Consider the following 15448-nt stretch of genomic DNA (forward strand, 5'->3'; position numbering starts at 1 on the left):
CAGTTCTTTTTCGATGCTTAGCCAGTGCGTGAAAGAAGGGAGCATAAAATGGAAAAGCTGAAGATTGTGGGAGGACGTCCGTTAAAAGGCACAATTAAAGTAGATGGAGCCAAAAACAGTGCAGTTGCTTTAGTGCCAGCTACTATTTTAGCGGAATCTCCAGTAACAATTGAAGGAATGCCCGATATTTCCGATATTCATATACTGAAAGGATTGCTCGAGGAGATCGGCGGAAGAGTCACTTTTAAAAATGGTGAAATGATTGTCGATCCAACGAGTATGGTGGCCATGCCTTTGCCAAATGGTAAAGTAAAAAAGCTGCGTGCTTCCTATTATTTAATGGGAGCCATGCTCGGAAAGTTTAAAAAAGCGGTAATCGGCTTGCCGGGTGGCTGTCATTTAGGGCCACGGCCGATTGATCAGCATATTAAAGGATTTGAAGCGCTTGGAGCGGAAGTAACAAATGAGCAGGGAGCTATTTACTTGCGGGCGAATGAGCTAAGGGGAGCCCGGATTTACCTGGATGTTGTCAGTGTCGGCGCTACCATCAATATTATGCTGGCTGCTGTCAAGGCAAAGGGGCAGACTGTTATTGAAAATGCTGCAAAAGAGCCAGAAATTATTGATGTAGCTACCCTGTTGAATAACATGGGAGCTAAAATTAAAGGAGCAGGCACCGACATTATTCGTATTGAAGGCGTGGACAAGCTCGATGGCTGCCGCCACACAATTATCCCCGATCGAATTGAAGCAGGAACATTTATGATTTTGGCAGCTGCAGCAGGAGATGGTATCGTGATTGACAATGTCATCCCGCTTCATCTGGAATCGCTAACCGCCAAGCTGCGAGAAATGAATGTCCCCGTAGAAATAGGAGATGACAAAATTTTTGTAGGCCGAGCGGATAAGCTTAAGGCTGTTGACGTAAAGACGCTTGTATATCCAGGATTTCCGACCGACCTACAGCAACCCTTTACCTCACTTTTAACAAAAGCAGAAGGTTCTTCTATTGTTACGGATACGATTTACTCTGCCCGTTTTAAGCATACCGATGAGCTGCGAAGAATGAATGCAATCATGAAAGTGGAAGGAAGATCGGCTGTTATTAATGGACCTGTCCAGCTCCGAGGAGCGAAAGTGAAGGCGAGCGACTTGCGGGCAGGGGCTGCTCTCGTGATTGCCGGCTTGATGGCTGAAGGGTTAACAGAAATAACAGGGCTTGAGCATATTGACAGGGGCTACAGCATGCTTGTGGAAAAACTCAGCCTCCTCGGTGCAGAGCTCTGGCGCGAAGGCTTGTCAGAAGAAGATATAGGACAAATGAAAAGTGGCTGAATTCTTCCCCCTCATTTCCCGTTAATGTGTTACAATATATATGTTAATTAGGTTATACTTTTAAAGTTATTAAATTGCAGCTCTAATACGGGAGGAAAATATAAGATGGAAAGAAGTTTATCAATGGAGCTTATCCGGGTAACGGAAGCAGCTGCTTTATCTTCTGCACGCTGGATGGGGAGAGGGCAGAAGATGGAAGCGGATGATGCGGCAACTACTGCTATGCGCGATGTGTTTGATACCATCCCAATGAAAGGAACGGTTGTAATCGGAGAAGGTGAAATGGATGAAGCTCCGATGCTATATATCGGTGAAAAGCTCGGAACAGGCTATGGTCCTCGAGTAGACATTGCAGTCGATCCGCTGGAGGGTACCAACATTGTTGCATCAGGTGGATGGAATGCATTGGCTGTTCTTGCTATAGCAGATCATGGCAACCTTCTGCACGCTCCTGACATGTACATGGACAAAATTGCAGTAGGACCTGAAGCTGTAGGGCAAATCGATATCAATGCATCCGTTCTCGATAATTTAAAAGCTGTCGCTAAAGCGAAAAATAAAGATATCCAAGACGTGGTAGCCACAGTGCTAAATCGTCCACGCCATGAAGATATCATCGCCCAGCTTCGTGAAGCAGGTGCGCGTATTAAATTAATTGAAGACGGCGACGTAGCAGCTGCGATCAATACTGCTTTTGATCAAACAGGCGTCGATATTTTATTTGGTTCCGGCGGTGCTCCTGAGGGAGTCATCTCAGCGGTAGCGTTAAAATGTCTTGGCGGAGAGATCCAAGGAAGATTGCTTCCGCAAAATGATGAAGAAATCAAGCGTTGCGAAAAAATGGGCATCGATTTGAAACAAGTGCTTCGTATGGAAGACCTCGTACGTGGGGACGATGCAATTTTTGCAGCAACAGGCGTAACAGATGGTGAGCTGCTGCGTGGTGTTCAATTTAAAGGTTCCTATGGACAGACTCATTCTGTCGTTATGAGAGCAAAATCTGGTACGGTTCGTTTTATTGATGGCCGTCACAGCTTGGAGAAGAAGCCGAACTTAGTTATGAAGCCTTAACATATAAAGAAACTGTTTTTATTTAATTCATTCAACAGCACGGAGCGGGCTTATGCCGGGAGTGACCGGCTCTTCAGCCTGCCTTTGCTGTTTTTCAACGCCACTCACAATATTGCCCAGAAAATGTGTATCAACGCAATGTTCCCTCCTTTTTTATTCAATTATTGCGGCAATTACCCTAACAGGTTAAAATAGATATTATTTTAAAGAAAAGCAGAGCCGATGCCTAGAGCAATTAGCATGGGACAGGCTCGGAAAGCATATAACGGCCTAGATTCGAACCCGAATAAGGCGCAGCTAAATAAAGAAAGAACGGCTCATCTTACTTACATAGGGTGAGAATTAAATAAAAGTGTGGTGCCGAAATGGAAGAACTAACAATTTCTTATTTAGAGAATTTAAAATTAAAGGAACTTTACGAGCTTGCGCGTACGTACAAGATTTCTTATTACAGTAAGCTAACGAAAAAAGAATTAATTTTTGCTATTTTGAAAGCGCGCGCGGAGGAGCAAGGCTTCTTTTTCATGGAAGGCGTTCTTGAGATTATTCAGTCTGAGGGCTTTGGATTTTTAAGACCGATCAACTACTCGCCAAGTTCCGAGGATATTTATATTTCTGCTTCACAAATTCGCCGGTTTGATTTGAGAAACGGCGATAAAGTATCAGGTAAAGTACGTCCTCCGAAGGAAAACGAGCGTTACTATGGCCTCCTGCACGTCGAAGCAGTAAATGGGGACGATCCTGAATCTGCTAAAGAGCGTGTCCACTTTCCAGCATTGACTCCTTTATATCCGGATCGTCAAATTAAGCTTGAAACCAGTCCAAAAAATCTTTCCACAAGAATCATGGATTTAATTTCTCCTGTAGGTTTTGGTCAGCGGGGATTAATTGTGGCACCGCCAAAAGCAGGAAAAACGATCTTGCTGAAAGAGATTGCTAATTCTATCACTGCCAATCATCCAGAAGCAGAGTTAATCGTTCTGCTGATTGATGAACGTCCGGAGGAAGTAACTGATATTGAGCGGTCTGTTCAAGCAGAAGTTATCAGTTCAACGTTTGATGAAGTGCCGGAAAATCATATTAAAGTAGCGGAGCTTGTGCTGGAGCGAGCGATGCGTCTTGTAGAGCACAAGCGCGATGTAATTATTTTAATGGATAGTATTACAAGACTGGCAAGGGCATACAATCTTGTTATTCCGCCGAGCGGACGCACGCTTTCCGGAGGGATTGACCCAGCCGCATTTCACCGCCCGAAGCGCTTTTTCGGAGCAGCGCGGAATATCGAAGAAGGCGGCAGCTTGACGATTTTAGCAACGGCTCTTGTAGATACAGGTTCTCGTATGGATGATGTCATTTATGAAGAATTTAAAGGGACAGGAAATATGGAACTCCACCTCGACCGCTCGCTTGCTGAGCGTCGGATCTTCCCGGCTATTGATATTAAACGTTCTGGCACGCGTAAGGAAGAGCTGCTCATTGAGAAAGGTCAGCTTGATATGATCTGGTCTATCCGCAAGACGATGTCCGATTCACCAGATCTTGCCGAAAAATTCCTGCGTCGCCTGCGCCAGACGAAATCAAACGAGGACTTTATTGAGCAATTAGTAGAGGAAATTAAAGCAGGCGGTTCATCTAAACGGATTTTATAATTGGTATTTGATTTTTGGACAAATACTTGTTATAATAATACCAGTGTGTTCAGCCTATAAGTATGGAGAACTAACTCCGTACTTCGTATAGACAACTCTGTTTCAGAATGATTCAGGGCGGAAGGAGATGACAAGAATGAAAGCAGCTATTCATCCAGATTATAAAAAAGCAATGGTGAAATGTGCATGCGGCAACGAGTTTGAAACTGGTTCCGTAAACGAGGAAATTCGCGTAGAGGTTTGCTCTGAGTGCCACCCATTCTATACTGGCCGTCAAAAATTCGCTGATGCTGGCGGACGTGTTGATCGCTTCAACAAAAAATACGGCATGAAGAATAAGTAAGTTAAAAATGAAAACAGGCAAGGAGTTATTTATTAACTGCTTGCCTGTTTTTTGCCTTTTGGGACTATTTTTAAGAAGGAATGTTGAAAGTGAGGCTTGTTCAATGTATGTAATGAAACAAACCGGATGGGTGGAAGTGATTTGCGGCAGCATGTTCTCGGGAAAATCTGAAGAGCTGATCCGCCGTGTCAGGAGAGCGCAGTTTGCAAAGCAAGAAATCGTGGTGTTTAAGCCAAAAATCGATAATCGTTATAGCGAAGACTCAGTCGTTTCCCATAATGGGTCTGCTGTGATTGCAGTACCGGTAGCAGAGTCGGCTGATATTTTAGCAGCTGTCTCGCCTGATGTGGATATCGTTGCGATTGACGAAGCTCAATTTTTTGATAAGGGCATTGTTTCAGCTGCCCAGTTGCTCGCCAACCGTGGACATCGTGTGATTGTAGCCGGCCTTGATCAGGATTTTCGGGGAGAGCCGTTTGGTCCGATGCCGGCATTAATGGCGATTGCTGAACTCGTTACAAAGCTTCAAGCTGTTTGCACGGTCTGCGGATCACCAGCTAGCCGGACACAGCGTTTGATTAATGGACAGCCGGCGGGATATGACGATCCCATTATCTTAGTTGGAGCCGCTGAAAGTTATGAAGCGCGCTGCCGCCACCATCACGAAGTGCCGCTTACCTCTGTACATAAGCAGAAAGCAGCTGTTGAAAAAACCCAATAGGTTTTAGCCTGACTACAAATTCATAGAGGGCGTCCATCGGACGTCCTCTTCTTCTTTTTAGAAAAAAACAATGCTTTTCCAGATAACAGCTTCTTTTCCGGGAAAAACGTATTGTCAGTAAAAGGTGAACCAGTCCATACGCCGCGAATCAAGCACCTCCGCTTTTCTCTTGTCCAGCTGAGCCTCCTTGCCCCTCGAGGACATAAGCCGATCTGGTTGTGTGGCTAAAGAACGTCACTTCACCATTTCGTCTTATGCTTGTCGGGGGAGTACAGTCGGCTCCGCTTTTCTTTTGTCCAGCTGCGGACGCTAGTGCGTACGGCGGTTTCGAAATACCTAAAGAAGTCAAAGAACGACTCCTTTAGGTATTCCTCCAACCTTCTATCGTACTAGACAAGCACCCTCCGCTTTTTCTTTTTACATTGTGCTGGTTTTTTCGATATATTATAATGAAAACATTATGGACGAAATTTGAGGTGACATTATGTTTGACCGTTTACAGGCGGTGGAAGACCGCTACGAAAAGTTAAATGAACTGTTAAGCGATCCGGAAATTGTGAATAATCCTGGCAAGCTCAGAGATTATTCAAAGGAACAGTCTGACATTCAAGAGACTGTGCTTGTGTATCGTGAATATAAAGAAGCAAAGCAGCAATACGAGGATGCCAAGGCAATGCTTGATGAAAAGCTTGATGCTGACATGCGTGAAATGGTGAAAGAAGAAATAGGGGAGCTTGAAGATCAGCTTGAGCAGCTGGAAGAACGGTTGAAAATTCTTTTGATTCCAAAAGACCCGAACGACGATAAGAACGTAATTATGGAAATTCGCGGGGCAGCGGGCGGAGATGAAGCGGCTTTGTTTGCCGGTGACTTATATCGTATGTACAGCCGATATGCGGAGATGCAAGGTTGGAAAACAGAGGTCATTGAAGCCAACTCCACGGGCCTTGGCGGTTATAAGGAAATTATTTTCATGATTAACGGAAAAGGTGCTTTCTCCAAGATGAAATATGAAAACGGTGCCCATCGTGTGCAGCGTGTTCCAGAAACGGAATCAGGTGGACGGATTCATACATCTACAGCTACGGTAGCCTGTCTTCCAGAGGCGGAAGATGTGGAAGTGGATATCCACGACAAAGATATTCGAGTTGATACATTTGCCTCGAGCGGACCGGGCGGCCAAAGTGTTAATACGACGATGTCAGCTGTTCGTTTGACGCATCTTCCGACAGGGATCGTTGTTTCCTGTCAGGATGAGAAGTCCCAAATTAAGAATAAGGAAAAAGCGATGAAAGTTCTCCGGGCCCGTATATATGATAAGTTCCAACAGGAAGCCCAGGCGGAATATGACGCGCAAAGAAAATCGGCTGTCGGTTCTGGAGATCGCTCTGAGCGTATCCGAACATACAATTTCCCGCAAAACCGTGTGACTGACCACCGCATCGGTCTAACTCTGCAAAAGCTTGATCAAATTTTGGAAGGCAAGCTAGATGAAGTGCTAGATGCACTTATTATGGAAGAACAGTCTTCCAAGCTTGAGAATTTGCAGGATTAATATGACACAAAAAATATATGAGGCCCTTCGATGGGCTTCTTCTTTTTTAAGAGAGAAAGAGCGGGATGAGAATGCGGGAGAACTACTGTTGCAGCACGTTATGCAGATGAAACGCTCAGAGTTGCTGGCAAATATGCATGCGCAGCTGACAGGGCAGCAACAGCAAACCTTTAAGGAAATGGTCAGCCGGCATGGGGAAGGTATTCCCATCCAGCATATGATTGGAAGAGAAGAATTTTATGGAAGATCTTTCGCTGTAAACGGGAATGTGCTGATTCCCCGGCCGGAAACGGAAGAATTGATTTGGCATGCGCTAGAAGGGATAAGCGAGCATTTCCAAGAGGATCAGGAACTTGTAATGGCGGATATTGGGACGGGAAGCGGAGCTATCGCTATTACGATGAAGCTTGAACGTCCGCAGCTTACCGTGTATGCTTCGGATCTCTCGGAAAAAGCGCTGCAGACAGCCAAACAGAATAGCAGGACATTGCAGGCTAATATTCAGTTTTTGCATGGAGATTTGCTGGCTCCTTTCATTGAGGAGGGAATAAAACTGGATATTCTTCTGTCTAATCCTCCTTATATTCCGTTAACTGATAAAAAAGAGTTATCAACCGTTGTGGTTGATCATGAGCCGGAACTGGCTTTATTTGGAGGAGAGGATGGCCTTGATATTTACCGTCGGTTATGTGAACAGCTGCCCCATGTATTGAATGCAAAAGCATTGATTGGGTTTGAAATCGGAGGGGGCCAGGGAAAAGCGGTATCTGATCTTTTGCAAAGCGTTTTTCCAGAAGCGGTCATCAGTGTTAAAAATGATATTAATGGCAAAGACAGAATGGTTTTTGTGAAAATTTAATAGTTTCATTGTTTAAGTTTTTCTTTTCTGGACAGACTGATAGCCAGGAGGGGAAAACAATGAATAGATTAATTGCAGGCATTTATTTACTAATTTTATCAATCGGTACAATAATGAGTTTATATATTCCTGATCAAGCAGCAGAAGCGGAAGAAACCATCGTGATTCCAAAGGAAGCGATCAGGCTGAGAATTCTTGCGAATAGCGATAATGCGACTGACCAGGAACTAAAAAGAAAGATCAGAGACGATGTGAATAAAGAGATTACAAAGTGGGTATCCAATCTGGAATCTTTGCCGGAAGCCCGCCGCCTTTTAAAAAGCAAACTGCCGGAAATTCAAGAGATTGCTATAAAGCGTGCGAGGGAGGAAGGGATACAAACAAACATTAAGGTTAATTTTGGACAAGCAAAGTTTCCAACGAAGCTGTATGGGCAATTTCTTTACCCTGCTGGTGAATATGAGGCAATCGTTATTACAATTGGTGAAGGAAATGGGGCGAACTGGTGGTGTGTGCTCTATCCCCCGCTTTGTTTTCTTGATTTTTCAAATGGTACAGCCATTAGTCCCGGGGTGGAAGAGAACAACCACTCAGACCAGCAGAAAGTACCAGTCTATGCAGAAGGTGAGGAGCAAGTTCCAAAAGTAAAGTTCGCTATCGTTGAGCTTTTCAAGAAGAATAAGTAAAAAGTGAGGATGGCTTTTTCATCTTGTGGATAAAAATAATAACGATTGATTTTTCAGAAATTTATCCACATTTACCCACAGACTTATAAACAAAACTAAAAAAGTTATCCACACAATGTGGATAATGGGTATGATTTTGTGCATATCTTTCCAGAAGTGTCTGATTTATTAACAAGAAACACAGAAATCGTACAAAAAAAGAAGGAATGAAAGATAAATGAGCAAAATGCAAACAAAACATTGGTATGTGGATAAGGGTGTGGATTTTTTAGACACATATCCACAAATTGAGGAAGCAGCTGATTTATTAAAGCAAAATGAGGTGGTGGCTTTTCCAACTGAGACGGTATACGGACTAGGAGGAAATGCCTTATCAGATGAAGCGGCTGCTAAAATATTTGCTGCAAAAGGCCGCCCAGCTGACAATCCACTAATTGTTCACATCGCTTCAAAGCAACAGGTAGCAGACGTAGCGGTCAACATATCAGAAACAGCTGAACGATTAATGGAAGCCTTCTGGCCAGGTCCGCTCACTATTATTTTGGAAAAGCAGCCAAACCGGCTGTCGGAAGTGGTTACGGCAGGGCTTGAAACGGTAGCGGTCCGCATGCCCGATCATCCTGTAGCCATGGCTGTCATCCGGGAAGCGGGCTTGCCAATTGCAGCACCGAGCGCTAATCGATCAGGCAAGCCGAGCCCTACTTCTGCAAAGCACGTACGAGATGATCTGGATGGAATGATTGCGGGAATTATAGATGGCGGCGATACTGGAGTAGGGGTAGAATCTACAGTTGTGGATTGTACAGGAGACATTCCTGTTATTTTGCGGCCAGGTGGCATTACAAAAGAAGAAATTGAGGAGGTTGCCGGGGAAGCTGGGATTGATGCGGCGTTGACGGATGCAAAGCAGCGGCCCAAGTCGCCTGGAATGAAATATAAACATTATGCCCCGGAAGCTCCTGTTTATTTGCTAGATGGCAGCCGTAAATGGATTCAGTCAAATATTGATGAGCAGCGGCAGCAAGGGAAAAAAGTTGGCGTGTTAACAACAGAGGAGAATCTCTCTTTCTACGAAGCGGATGTTGTTTTTCCATGTGGAAGCCGCCAGGATTTAAGAACAGTGGCGCATTCTCTTTACGATGTATTGCGCGCTTTTAATGAGACAGATGTAGATATTATCTATTCCGAAGTTTTCCCCACGTCGGGGGTTGGTTTAGCCATTATGAACCGGCTGGAAAAAGCAGCCGCTCATCGCTGGGTATGTGAAGAATAGAAAAAAGAGGAAACCGGATAGCGGCGACTGCCGCTTTTTCTGGTTTCCTTTTTAATTATTTATATGATGGCATGAGTTGAATGGGTGTTTCACAAAAGCTGGTTTTTTTATAGCTTTCAAGAAACCCTTGGGAAGCAATCTGGTCTTTTGACAGAGTCTTCTGTTTAAGTGTGATAAGAATTTTATCTCTAAAAGGGAAAGGGTCCATAGCGATGGTTTGTTTGTCTTGCCAATAAAGCTGAATGTTATCTTTCTCTATTTTGTTGAAGGCGGCAGAAAGAGGAATTCCTTTGCAAAAGAAGGGATGTTCCTGCTCTTTCGTTGTCCCGGGCTCGTTCAGACAAATATATAAAGAAAGATTATCCCCGAGCTGTAACAGTCTGTAATGTGAATCGGGCAAAGATGGGTCTGGAATTTTAAGAGAAGCAATGAGCCGCTCCCGGCGCTGTTCTTCATTTATTTGAAATGGTTTTACTTCATCTAAAGCCTCGTTTCTAAGAAAAGCCGAATAATGCATGCTGCATAAGAGAGCAGCGTAATGATCGTTTTTTTCCACCTCATCAATTCCTTGTTTGTAAAGTACAAGTTTTGGCAGCACTGGAAAATCAACGAACGTATACGGGGCCTCTTTTTTATCATTCCAGAAGGGGTCTGTGTCAAATGGTTTCCAGCCGCAGTCGTGCTGAAAAATGGCATATTCGACGGAGCGCCTGAATTCTGGAGCAGAAAACAGTGAATCTTTCCAATAGGACATGATGATTCCAGAAATTTGTGCGTGATGATCCTGTTCAATTAGTACAAATTCGTTCTTACGCTCTCTAACGATCATTCGTGCTCACCCTCTCAAGTTTAGTATTTTTTTATTTATTCCCTTATCGTGTGCTGGCAATCTTGCTTTTGGTTTTAAAAGTATTCCACCATGTCTTTACTGCGCTTTCTCATTTGGCATCTATTCAAGAAAGTATTCGAGCATTCCTGCATATGTTGAAAAGAGGCACGTCCAACAAGGAAGGGAATGAAGCAAAGATGGGTGAAGTCGTTACTTTGAGTACACTGGCTTTAGCGTTAGGAATGGACGCTTTTTCAGCAAGCTTAGGAATAGGCATGGCGCCAATCAGGTTAAAGCGGATCTTTTATATTGGAATCATTATCGGCAGTTTTCATATTATTTTACCGCTTCTTGGCATAATAGCTGGCCGATTTGTTACAGATACATTTGGGACAATTGCTTCTCTTATTGGAGGCTTGCTGCTCATAATTGCTGGTACTCAAATGATTGTTGCTTTTTTTCAACAAAAAGAGGAAGAAAGGTCGGTTCCTTTCGGTTGGAGATTGATGGCATTCTCTTTGATCGTCAGTCTGGATAGCTTCTCGGTTGGCCTTACATTAGGGATTTATGGAGCAGAAGTTTTGCTTGTACTGCTTCTGTTCGGCGGCATTGCAGCTGGTTTAACTTGGAGCGGACTGTTGATTGGCAGAAAGGCGGGCAGTTGGCTTGGGGCTTACAGCGAAGCATTTGGCGGTTGCATTTTGCTGGCGTTTGGTTTTAAACTTCTTTTTCTTTAATTGGAAAAATATATAGAACTTTTTACCCTCTTTGATAAAAATCTTATATAATAAGAGGAGAAGAAAACAGCTGGAGGGTGAAAACGGTTGAACATATTGTTCGTATGTACAGGAAATACATGTAGAAGTCCGATGGCAGAAGCAATTATGAAGCATAAGAAGCAAGGATGGGATGTACGGTCTGCAGGGATTTATGCAGCAGCAGGTGACCGGGCAGCCAGGCATGCCATTCAAGTGTTACAGGAAAATAGCATTCCTATTCAACATCTGTCTCAAGGGATATCTAGAGAGATAGTCGATTGGGCGGATGTCATTTTTACTATGACAACCGGCCATAAACAGGCGGTTCTTTCTTCGTTTCCTCATTCTGCTGGCAAGCTATGGACATTGAAAGAGTTTGTCTATGGGGAGCAAGGAGATGTCGCTGACCCGTACGGGGGATCACTTGAAAATTATCGTCAAACTTATGTGGAATTGGATGAATTAATCACCGAGGCATTAAAAAAAATGCAAAGCCGGGCAGGAGACATTCCGGAGAGGGGTCATGATGAGATATAGAAGCGAAGCGAAATTTGGATTAAGAAAGAAACTTGTTTTTCTCGTCACAATTTTAGCTTTAATTACTTATACGACGAGCGGCTTTTTTATCTATTATATTTATCCTAATTATTTTTCTTGGATGAACGAAACTTTGTTCACGGTCACTACTTTACTGTTAGGTATTATTTGGTCGGGGATTCTTGCCTATGTAGCTGGGGGCTATTTTGTCCGGCCGTTGAAGAGATTAGAAGCAGCTACACTGGCAGCAGCGCAAGGCAATATCAAGGAGGATGTAGAACTTCCTGAAAGTGAAGATGAAATCCGTTCCCTTGGTATTGCTTTTAATCACATGCTTAGCAATTTGAGAAGCATGGTCCATAGCATTGATAATAATTTTTCTTTAACCAATGAAAGTGTTGTGCGCATATCGACAGAAGCAACCCGGGCTTCCGAAAGAGCCGAAGAAATTTTTCGGACGGTAGATGAGATTTCTGCTGGAGCTGAAAATTCAGCAGTGGCTATTCAGTCTACGGCAGAATCGATTGAAGATGTCACGCATCTCGCTGCTGAAGTGCAAACAAAGGCAAAGGATTCGGCCGCTCAAGCTGAAGAAATGGTAGAAGAGCTGAAGATCAATAAAGAGATTTTCCAATCGCTCATTTCGGGTATGGAACAATTATCTACAGAAAATGAACAGTCACTCGAGGCGGTTAAGAGGCTGGAGACAAATGCACGTAAAGTTGAACAGATTATTCAGCTCGTCGGTGACATTGCAGCTCAGACCAATCTTCTAGCGCTCAATGCTTCAATTGAAGCAGCGCGTGCTGGCGAACATGGAAAAGGGTTTGCCGTTGTAGCAGAAGAAGTCCGTAAATTGGCTGATGAGAGCGCAAAGGCTGTCAGTGGCATTTCAGAGCTGATCCAGCATATTCAGCAGGAAGTAGATCAAGTTGTCCAAAAGATTTCTTCACAAGTACAAACTGTCAATAAAGAGGTTCAAAAGGGGTCTAAAGCCAATTCTGCTATTGAACAGATGACTGGAAAGATCCATGAAGTAGCAGAGGCTGTACAAATTATTTCTCAGCTGGTGGACAGGCAGCTTGGCAGCATCCAAGATACATCCAACCAATCTGAGGAAGTAGCAGCAATCGCGGAGGAAACATCGGCTGGGGCTGTTGAAGTGACACAGGCTACAAAAGACCAAACCAAAGTGATGCATGATATTGAACAGGCTGCTCTTCAACTGAAAAAACAAGCGGAAGAATTAAAATCAACGATTACACAATTCCAGCTTTAGAGACATCGGGCTTTTCATTTGTCTCCTATTGTGACAAAATAGAAAAAAATTGATCAAGCCAAAAGGAGATTATCAACATGAAAATTGCCATTGCATCTGACCATGGTGGAGTAAACATTCGAAAAGAAATAAAAGATCTGATGGATGAGCTCGGCATTGAATATGAAGATTTTGGGTGTGAATGCAGTACATCTGTTGATTACCCAGATTATGCTGTTCCTGTAGCTGAAAAGGTAGCCAACGGGGAATTTGACCGTGGTATTTTAATATGCGGCACAGGTATTGGAATGAGTATTGCGGCTAACAAAGTGAAAGGGATTCGCTGCGCCCTCGTTCATGACGTCTTTAGTGCAAAGGCAACGAGAGAGCATAACAACAGCAATATGCTTGCTATGGGAGAGCGGGTCATTGGTCCGGGTCTTGCCCGGGAAATTGCGAAAGTATGGCTGACAACTGACTATGAAGGCGGCCGACATGAAAACCGTCTTAATAAAATTAAAGCGTATGAAGAAAAATAAACTGGAGGGATGAGCTTTGTTGCAGCTTAAAGAGTGGGAACAGCAGCTCGGTCGCCTGTTGCAAGAGTTTCAGCAACAGGCCGGTCTCCAAAAAGGACAGATAGTCGTCATTGGCTGTTCGACTTCCGAAATTGCCGGAGAAAAAATTGGAACAGCCGGCACGCTGGAGATTGCTGAAATGGTGTACCGACAATTGCAGGCATTTGCAGATGAATACGGACTGTATCTTGCTTTCCAATGTTGTGAACATTTAAATCGTGCGCTTGTAGTAGACCGCGAGCAAATTCAGCGACTGCAGCTTGAGGAAGTGGCAGTGGTGCCAGTTCGTCAGGCAGGGGGATCGATGGCTACCTACGCCTTTAATGAAAAGAAAGATAGCGCCGTCGTTGAATTTATTAAAGCTGATGCAGGCATAGATATTGGCGATACGTTTATTGGCATGCATTTGAAGCATGTCGCTGTCCCGTTGCGGACAAGTGTGAAAGAAGTAGGGCATGCGCATGTTACGATGGCCAGAACCCGGCCGAAGTTAATCGGAGGAGTCAGAGCGGTGTATAAAAAAACGAATGCCGACGAGAAGTGCTCTGGTTAATGTTAAGTTTTAGCTGGCTTTTAATAATAAAGTCGGCTTTTTTTTATAAAAAAGATCGGCTTTTATATTTATTTGATTTAAAACAAGCCAAAAACATGTTAGAATATAAATGAATTTTAAAAATTAGCAATACATAAAGACATATATCATTCTTAGAAATGGAAGGGGTTTGAAAATGAGTATCCTTAAAGAACAAGATACGGCTGTGTTTGAAGCCATTCAAGATGAATTAAAACGCCAGCAGTCTAAAATTGAATTAATCGCTTCTGAGAACTTTGTCAGCCAGGCAGTCATGGAAGCACAAGGTTCCGTGTTAACCAATAAATATGCGGAAGGCTATCCGGGCAAGCGTTATTACGGCGGCTGTGAGCATGTTGACGTTGTTGAGGATCTAGCTCGCGACCGGGCGAAAGAAATTTTCGGCGGCGATCACGTGAATGTGCAGCCTCACTCTGGCGCTCAGGCAAACATGGCTGTTTATTTCACTATCCTGGAGCACGGTGATACAGTTCTCGGAATGAACTTATCTCATGGTGGCCATTTAACACACGGCAGCCCGGTAAACTTCAGCGGTGTGCAATACAACTTCGTTGAATACGGAGTAAGCAAAGAAAACCAGCAAATTGATTATAACGATGTTCGCCAAAAGGCAATCGAACATAAGCCGAAGTTAATTGTAGCAGGAGCGAGCGCTTATCCGCGTGCGATCGACTTTGCTAAATTCCGTGAGATTGCAGATGAAGTAGGCGCTTATCTAATGGTTGACATGGCGCATATCGCCGGCCTTGTAGCAGCTGGACTTCATGAAAGCCCTGTTCCATACGCTGATTTTGTAACAACAACGACACACAAAACATTACGTGGCCCTCGCGGCGGTATGATTATTTGTAAAGAAGAATTTGCTAAGAAAATCGACAAGTCTATTTTCCCTGGTATCCAAGGTGGCCCGCTCATGCACGTCATTGCAGCGAAAGCTGTAGCTTTCGGAGAAGCGTTAGATGAGAGCTTCAAAACCTATGCACAGCAAATCATCGACAATGCCAAGCGTTTGGGAGAAGGCTTAGTAAAAGAAGGCATCAATCTCGTATCAGGCGGTACAGACAACCACTTGCTGCTTATCGATCTGCAAACTCTTGGCCTAACAGGTAAAGTAGCGGAAAAAGTATTGGATGACATCGGTATTACGGTTAATAAAAATACGATTCCATTTGATCCGGAAAGCCCATTTGTAACAAGTGGCATCCGTATCGGTACAGCAGCGGTCACTTCACGTGGCTTTGATCTAGAGGCAATGGACGAAGTAGCAGCTCTTATCGGAGCAGCACTTAAAAACCATGAAGATGAAGAAAAGCTTAAGGAATTAAGCCAGCGTGTAGCTGACTTAACAGCAAAATATCCTTTATACAGCTAAATGGCTCCGCCCGGGAAAGAAATGTATCATTC

At 43.9% G+C, this 15448-nt stretch carries 16 protein-coding genes; 15 read left to right on the forward strand and 1 reads right to left on the reverse strand.

The features are described from left to right. The first annotated feature begins 48 nt into the window (after positions 1–48). The 9 genes from MKZ02_RS03950 to MKZ02_RS03990 all read left to right on the forward strand — a co-directional run bounded on the left by MKZ02_RS03950 (position 49) and on the right by MKZ02_RS03990 (position 9492). The gene (locus MKZ02_RS03950; RefSeq protein ID WP_120035322.1) at positions 49–1335 is read left to right on the forward strand and encodes a UDP-N-acetylglucosamine 1-carboxyvinyltransferase; all 1287 of its coding nucleotides are present in this window, start codon (positions 49–51) and stop codon (positions 1333–1335) included. 105 nt (positions 1336–1440) lie between these two features. Further along, entirely contained in the window at positions 1441–2406 is a 966-nt protein-coding gene (glpX, locus tag MKZ02_RS03955) for a class II fructose-bisphosphatase (protein ID WP_340851966.1), read from the forward strand. A 365-nt stretch (positions 2407–2771) separates the two neighbouring features. Continuing rightward, positions 2772–4055 (forward strand): transcription termination factor Rho, encoded by a 1284-nt coding sequence (gene rho, locus MKZ02_RS03960; protein WP_120035318.1) that lies wholly within the window; start codon positions 2772–2774, stop codon positions 4053–4055. A gap of 136 nt (positions 4056–4191) precedes the next feature. Then, the gene (rpmE, locus tag MKZ02_RS03965) at positions 4192–4398 is read left to right on the forward strand and encodes a 50S ribosomal protein L31 (RefSeq protein ID WP_120035316.1); all 207 of its coding nucleotides are present in this window, start codon (positions 4192–4194) and stop codon (positions 4396–4398) included. A gap of 103 nt (positions 4399–4501) precedes the next feature. Continuing rightward, positions 4502–5119: a thymidine kinase gene (locus MKZ02_RS03970; RefSeq protein WP_120035313.1), complete on the forward strand. Its 618-nt coding sequence runs from the start codon at positions 4502–4504 to the stop codon at positions 5117–5119. 484 nt (positions 5120–5603) lie between these two features. After that, entirely contained in the window at positions 5604–6674 is a 1071-nt protein-coding gene (gene prfA, locus MKZ02_RS03975) for a peptide chain release factor 1 (RefSeq protein ID WP_120035309.1), read from the forward strand. Next, positions 6670–7533 carry a peptide chain release factor N(5)-glutamine methyltransferase gene (prmC, locus tag MKZ02_RS03980; protein WP_406908987.1) on the forward strand — a complete coding sequence of 288 codons (864 nt, stop codon included), beginning with the start codon at positions 6670–6672 and terminating at the stop codon, positions 7531–7533. The genes prfA and prmC overlap by 5 nt, the downstream gene beginning before the upstream one ends. A gap of 59 nt (positions 7534–7592) precedes the next feature. Beyond that, complete coding sequence (gene spoIIR, locus MKZ02_RS03985) at positions 7593–8219, forward strand: stage II sporulation protein R (RefSeq protein ID WP_120035304.1); 627 nt, start codon at positions 7593–7595, stop codon at positions 8217–8219. 226 nt (positions 8220–8445) lie between these two features. Next, complete coding sequence (locus MKZ02_RS03990; RefSeq protein ID WP_182917160.1) at positions 8446–9492, forward strand: L-threonylcarbamoyladenylate synthase; 1047 nt, start codon at positions 8446–8448, stop codon at positions 9490–9492. Between the two features lie 55 nt (positions 9493–9547). On the opposite strand, the gene MKZ02_RS03995 is transcribed toward MKZ02_RS03990, so the two are convergent. After that, complete coding sequence (locus tag MKZ02_RS03995; protein WP_340851970.1) at positions 9548–10321, reverse strand: DUF3891 family protein; 774 nt, start codon at positions 10319–10321, stop codon at positions 9548–9550. A 197-nt stretch (positions 10322–10518) separates the two neighbouring features. Here MKZ02_RS03995 and MKZ02_RS04000 point away from each other — a divergent pair, with 197 nt between their 5' ends. From MKZ02_RS04000 to glyA, 6 genes are all read left to right on the forward strand, one after another. Further along, on the forward strand, positions 10519–11058 hold the full coding sequence (locus MKZ02_RS04000; protein ID WP_340856321.1) for a manganese efflux pump MntP: 540 nt from the start codon (positions 10519–10521) through the stop codon (positions 11056–11058). 87 nt (positions 11059–11145) lie between these two features. Then, positions 11146–11616 (forward strand): low molecular weight protein arginine phosphatase, encoded by a 471-nt coding sequence (locus MKZ02_RS04005; RefSeq protein ID WP_340851973.1) that lies wholly within the window; start codon positions 11146–11148, stop codon positions 11614–11616. Beyond that, a complete protein-coding gene (locus MKZ02_RS04010; protein WP_182917037.1) occupies positions 11603–12895 on the forward strand; it encodes a methyl-accepting chemotaxis protein in 1293 nt (430 codons plus the stop codon). Before MKZ02_RS04005 ends, MKZ02_RS04010 begins: the two co-directional genes overlap by 14 nt. Positions 12896–12972: 77 nt before the next feature. Beyond that, a complete protein-coding gene (gene rpiB / locus MKZ02_RS04015; RefSeq protein ID WP_120035295.1) occupies positions 12973–13413 on the forward strand; it encodes a ribose 5-phosphate isomerase B in 441 nt (146 codons plus the stop codon). A gap of 16 nt (positions 13414–13429) precedes the next feature. After that, positions 13430–14005, forward strand: coding sequence for a TIGR01440 family protein (locus MKZ02_RS04020; RefSeq protein WP_340851976.1), 576 nt, complete (start codon positions 13430–13432; stop codon positions 14003–14005). Positions 14006–14180: 175 nt separating this feature from the next. Further along, the gene (glyA, locus tag MKZ02_RS04025) at positions 14181–15416 is read left to right on the forward strand and encodes a serine hydroxymethyltransferase (RefSeq protein ID WP_120035291.1); all 1236 of its coding nucleotides are present in this window, start codon (positions 14181–14183) and stop codon (positions 15414–15416) included. Positions 15417–15448: the final 32 nt, after the last annotated feature.

Origin of the sequence: Pseudobacillus sp. FSL P4-0506, assembly GCF_038003025.1 — a bacterium.
In the GTDB taxonomy this organism is placed as follows: domain Bacteria; phylum Bacillota; class Bacilli; order Bacillales; family Domibacillaceae; genus Pseudobacillus.

Coding starts and splice junctions, on each gene's coding strand:
- MKZ02_RS03950 (WP_120035322.1), top strand. CDS start 49: ATGGAAAAGCTGAAGATTGTGGGAGGACGTCCGTTAAAAGGCACAATT.
- rpmE (WP_120035316.1), top strand. CDS start 4,192: ATGAAAGCAGCTATTCATCCAGATTATAAAAAAGCAATGGTGAAATGT.
- rpiB (WP_120035295.1), top strand. CDS start 12,973: ATGAAAATTGCCATTGCATCTGACCATGGTGGAGTAAACATTCGAAAA.
- MKZ02_RS03990 (WP_182917160.1), top strand. CDS start 8,446: ATGCAAACAAAACATTGGTATGTGGATAAGGGTGTGGATTTTTTAGAC.
- MKZ02_RS04000 (WP_340856321.1), top strand. CDS start 10,519: ATGGGTGAAGTCGTTACTTTGAGTACACTGGCTTTAGCGTTAGGAATG.
- glyA (WP_120035291.1), top strand. CDS start 14,181: ATGAGTATCCTTAAAGAACAAGATACGGCTGTGTTTGAAGCCATTCAA.
- spoIIR (WP_120035304.1), top strand. CDS start 7,593: ATGAATAGATTAATTGCAGGCATTTATTTACTAATTTTATCAATCGGT.
- glpX (WP_340851966.1), top strand. CDS start 1,441: ATGGAAAGAAGTTTATCAATGGAGCTTATCCGGGTAACGGAAGCAGCT.
- rho (WP_120035318.1), top strand. CDS start 2,772: ATGGAAGAACTAACAATTTCTTATTTAGAGAATTTAAAATTAAAGGAA.
- prfA (WP_120035309.1), top strand. CDS start 5,604: ATGTTTGACCGTTTACAGGCGGTGGAAGACCGCTACGAAAAGTTAAAT.
- MKZ02_RS03995 (WP_340851970.1), bottom strand. CDS start 10,321: ATGATCGTTAGAGAGCGTAAGAACGAATTTGTACTAATTGAACAGGAT.
- MKZ02_RS03970 (WP_120035313.1), top strand. CDS start 4,502: ATGTATGTAATGAAACAAACCGGATGGGTGGAAGTGATTTGCGGCAGC.
- MKZ02_RS04010 (WP_182917037.1), top strand. CDS start 11,603: ATGATGAGATATAGAAGCGAAGCGAAATTTGGATTAAGAAAGAAACTT.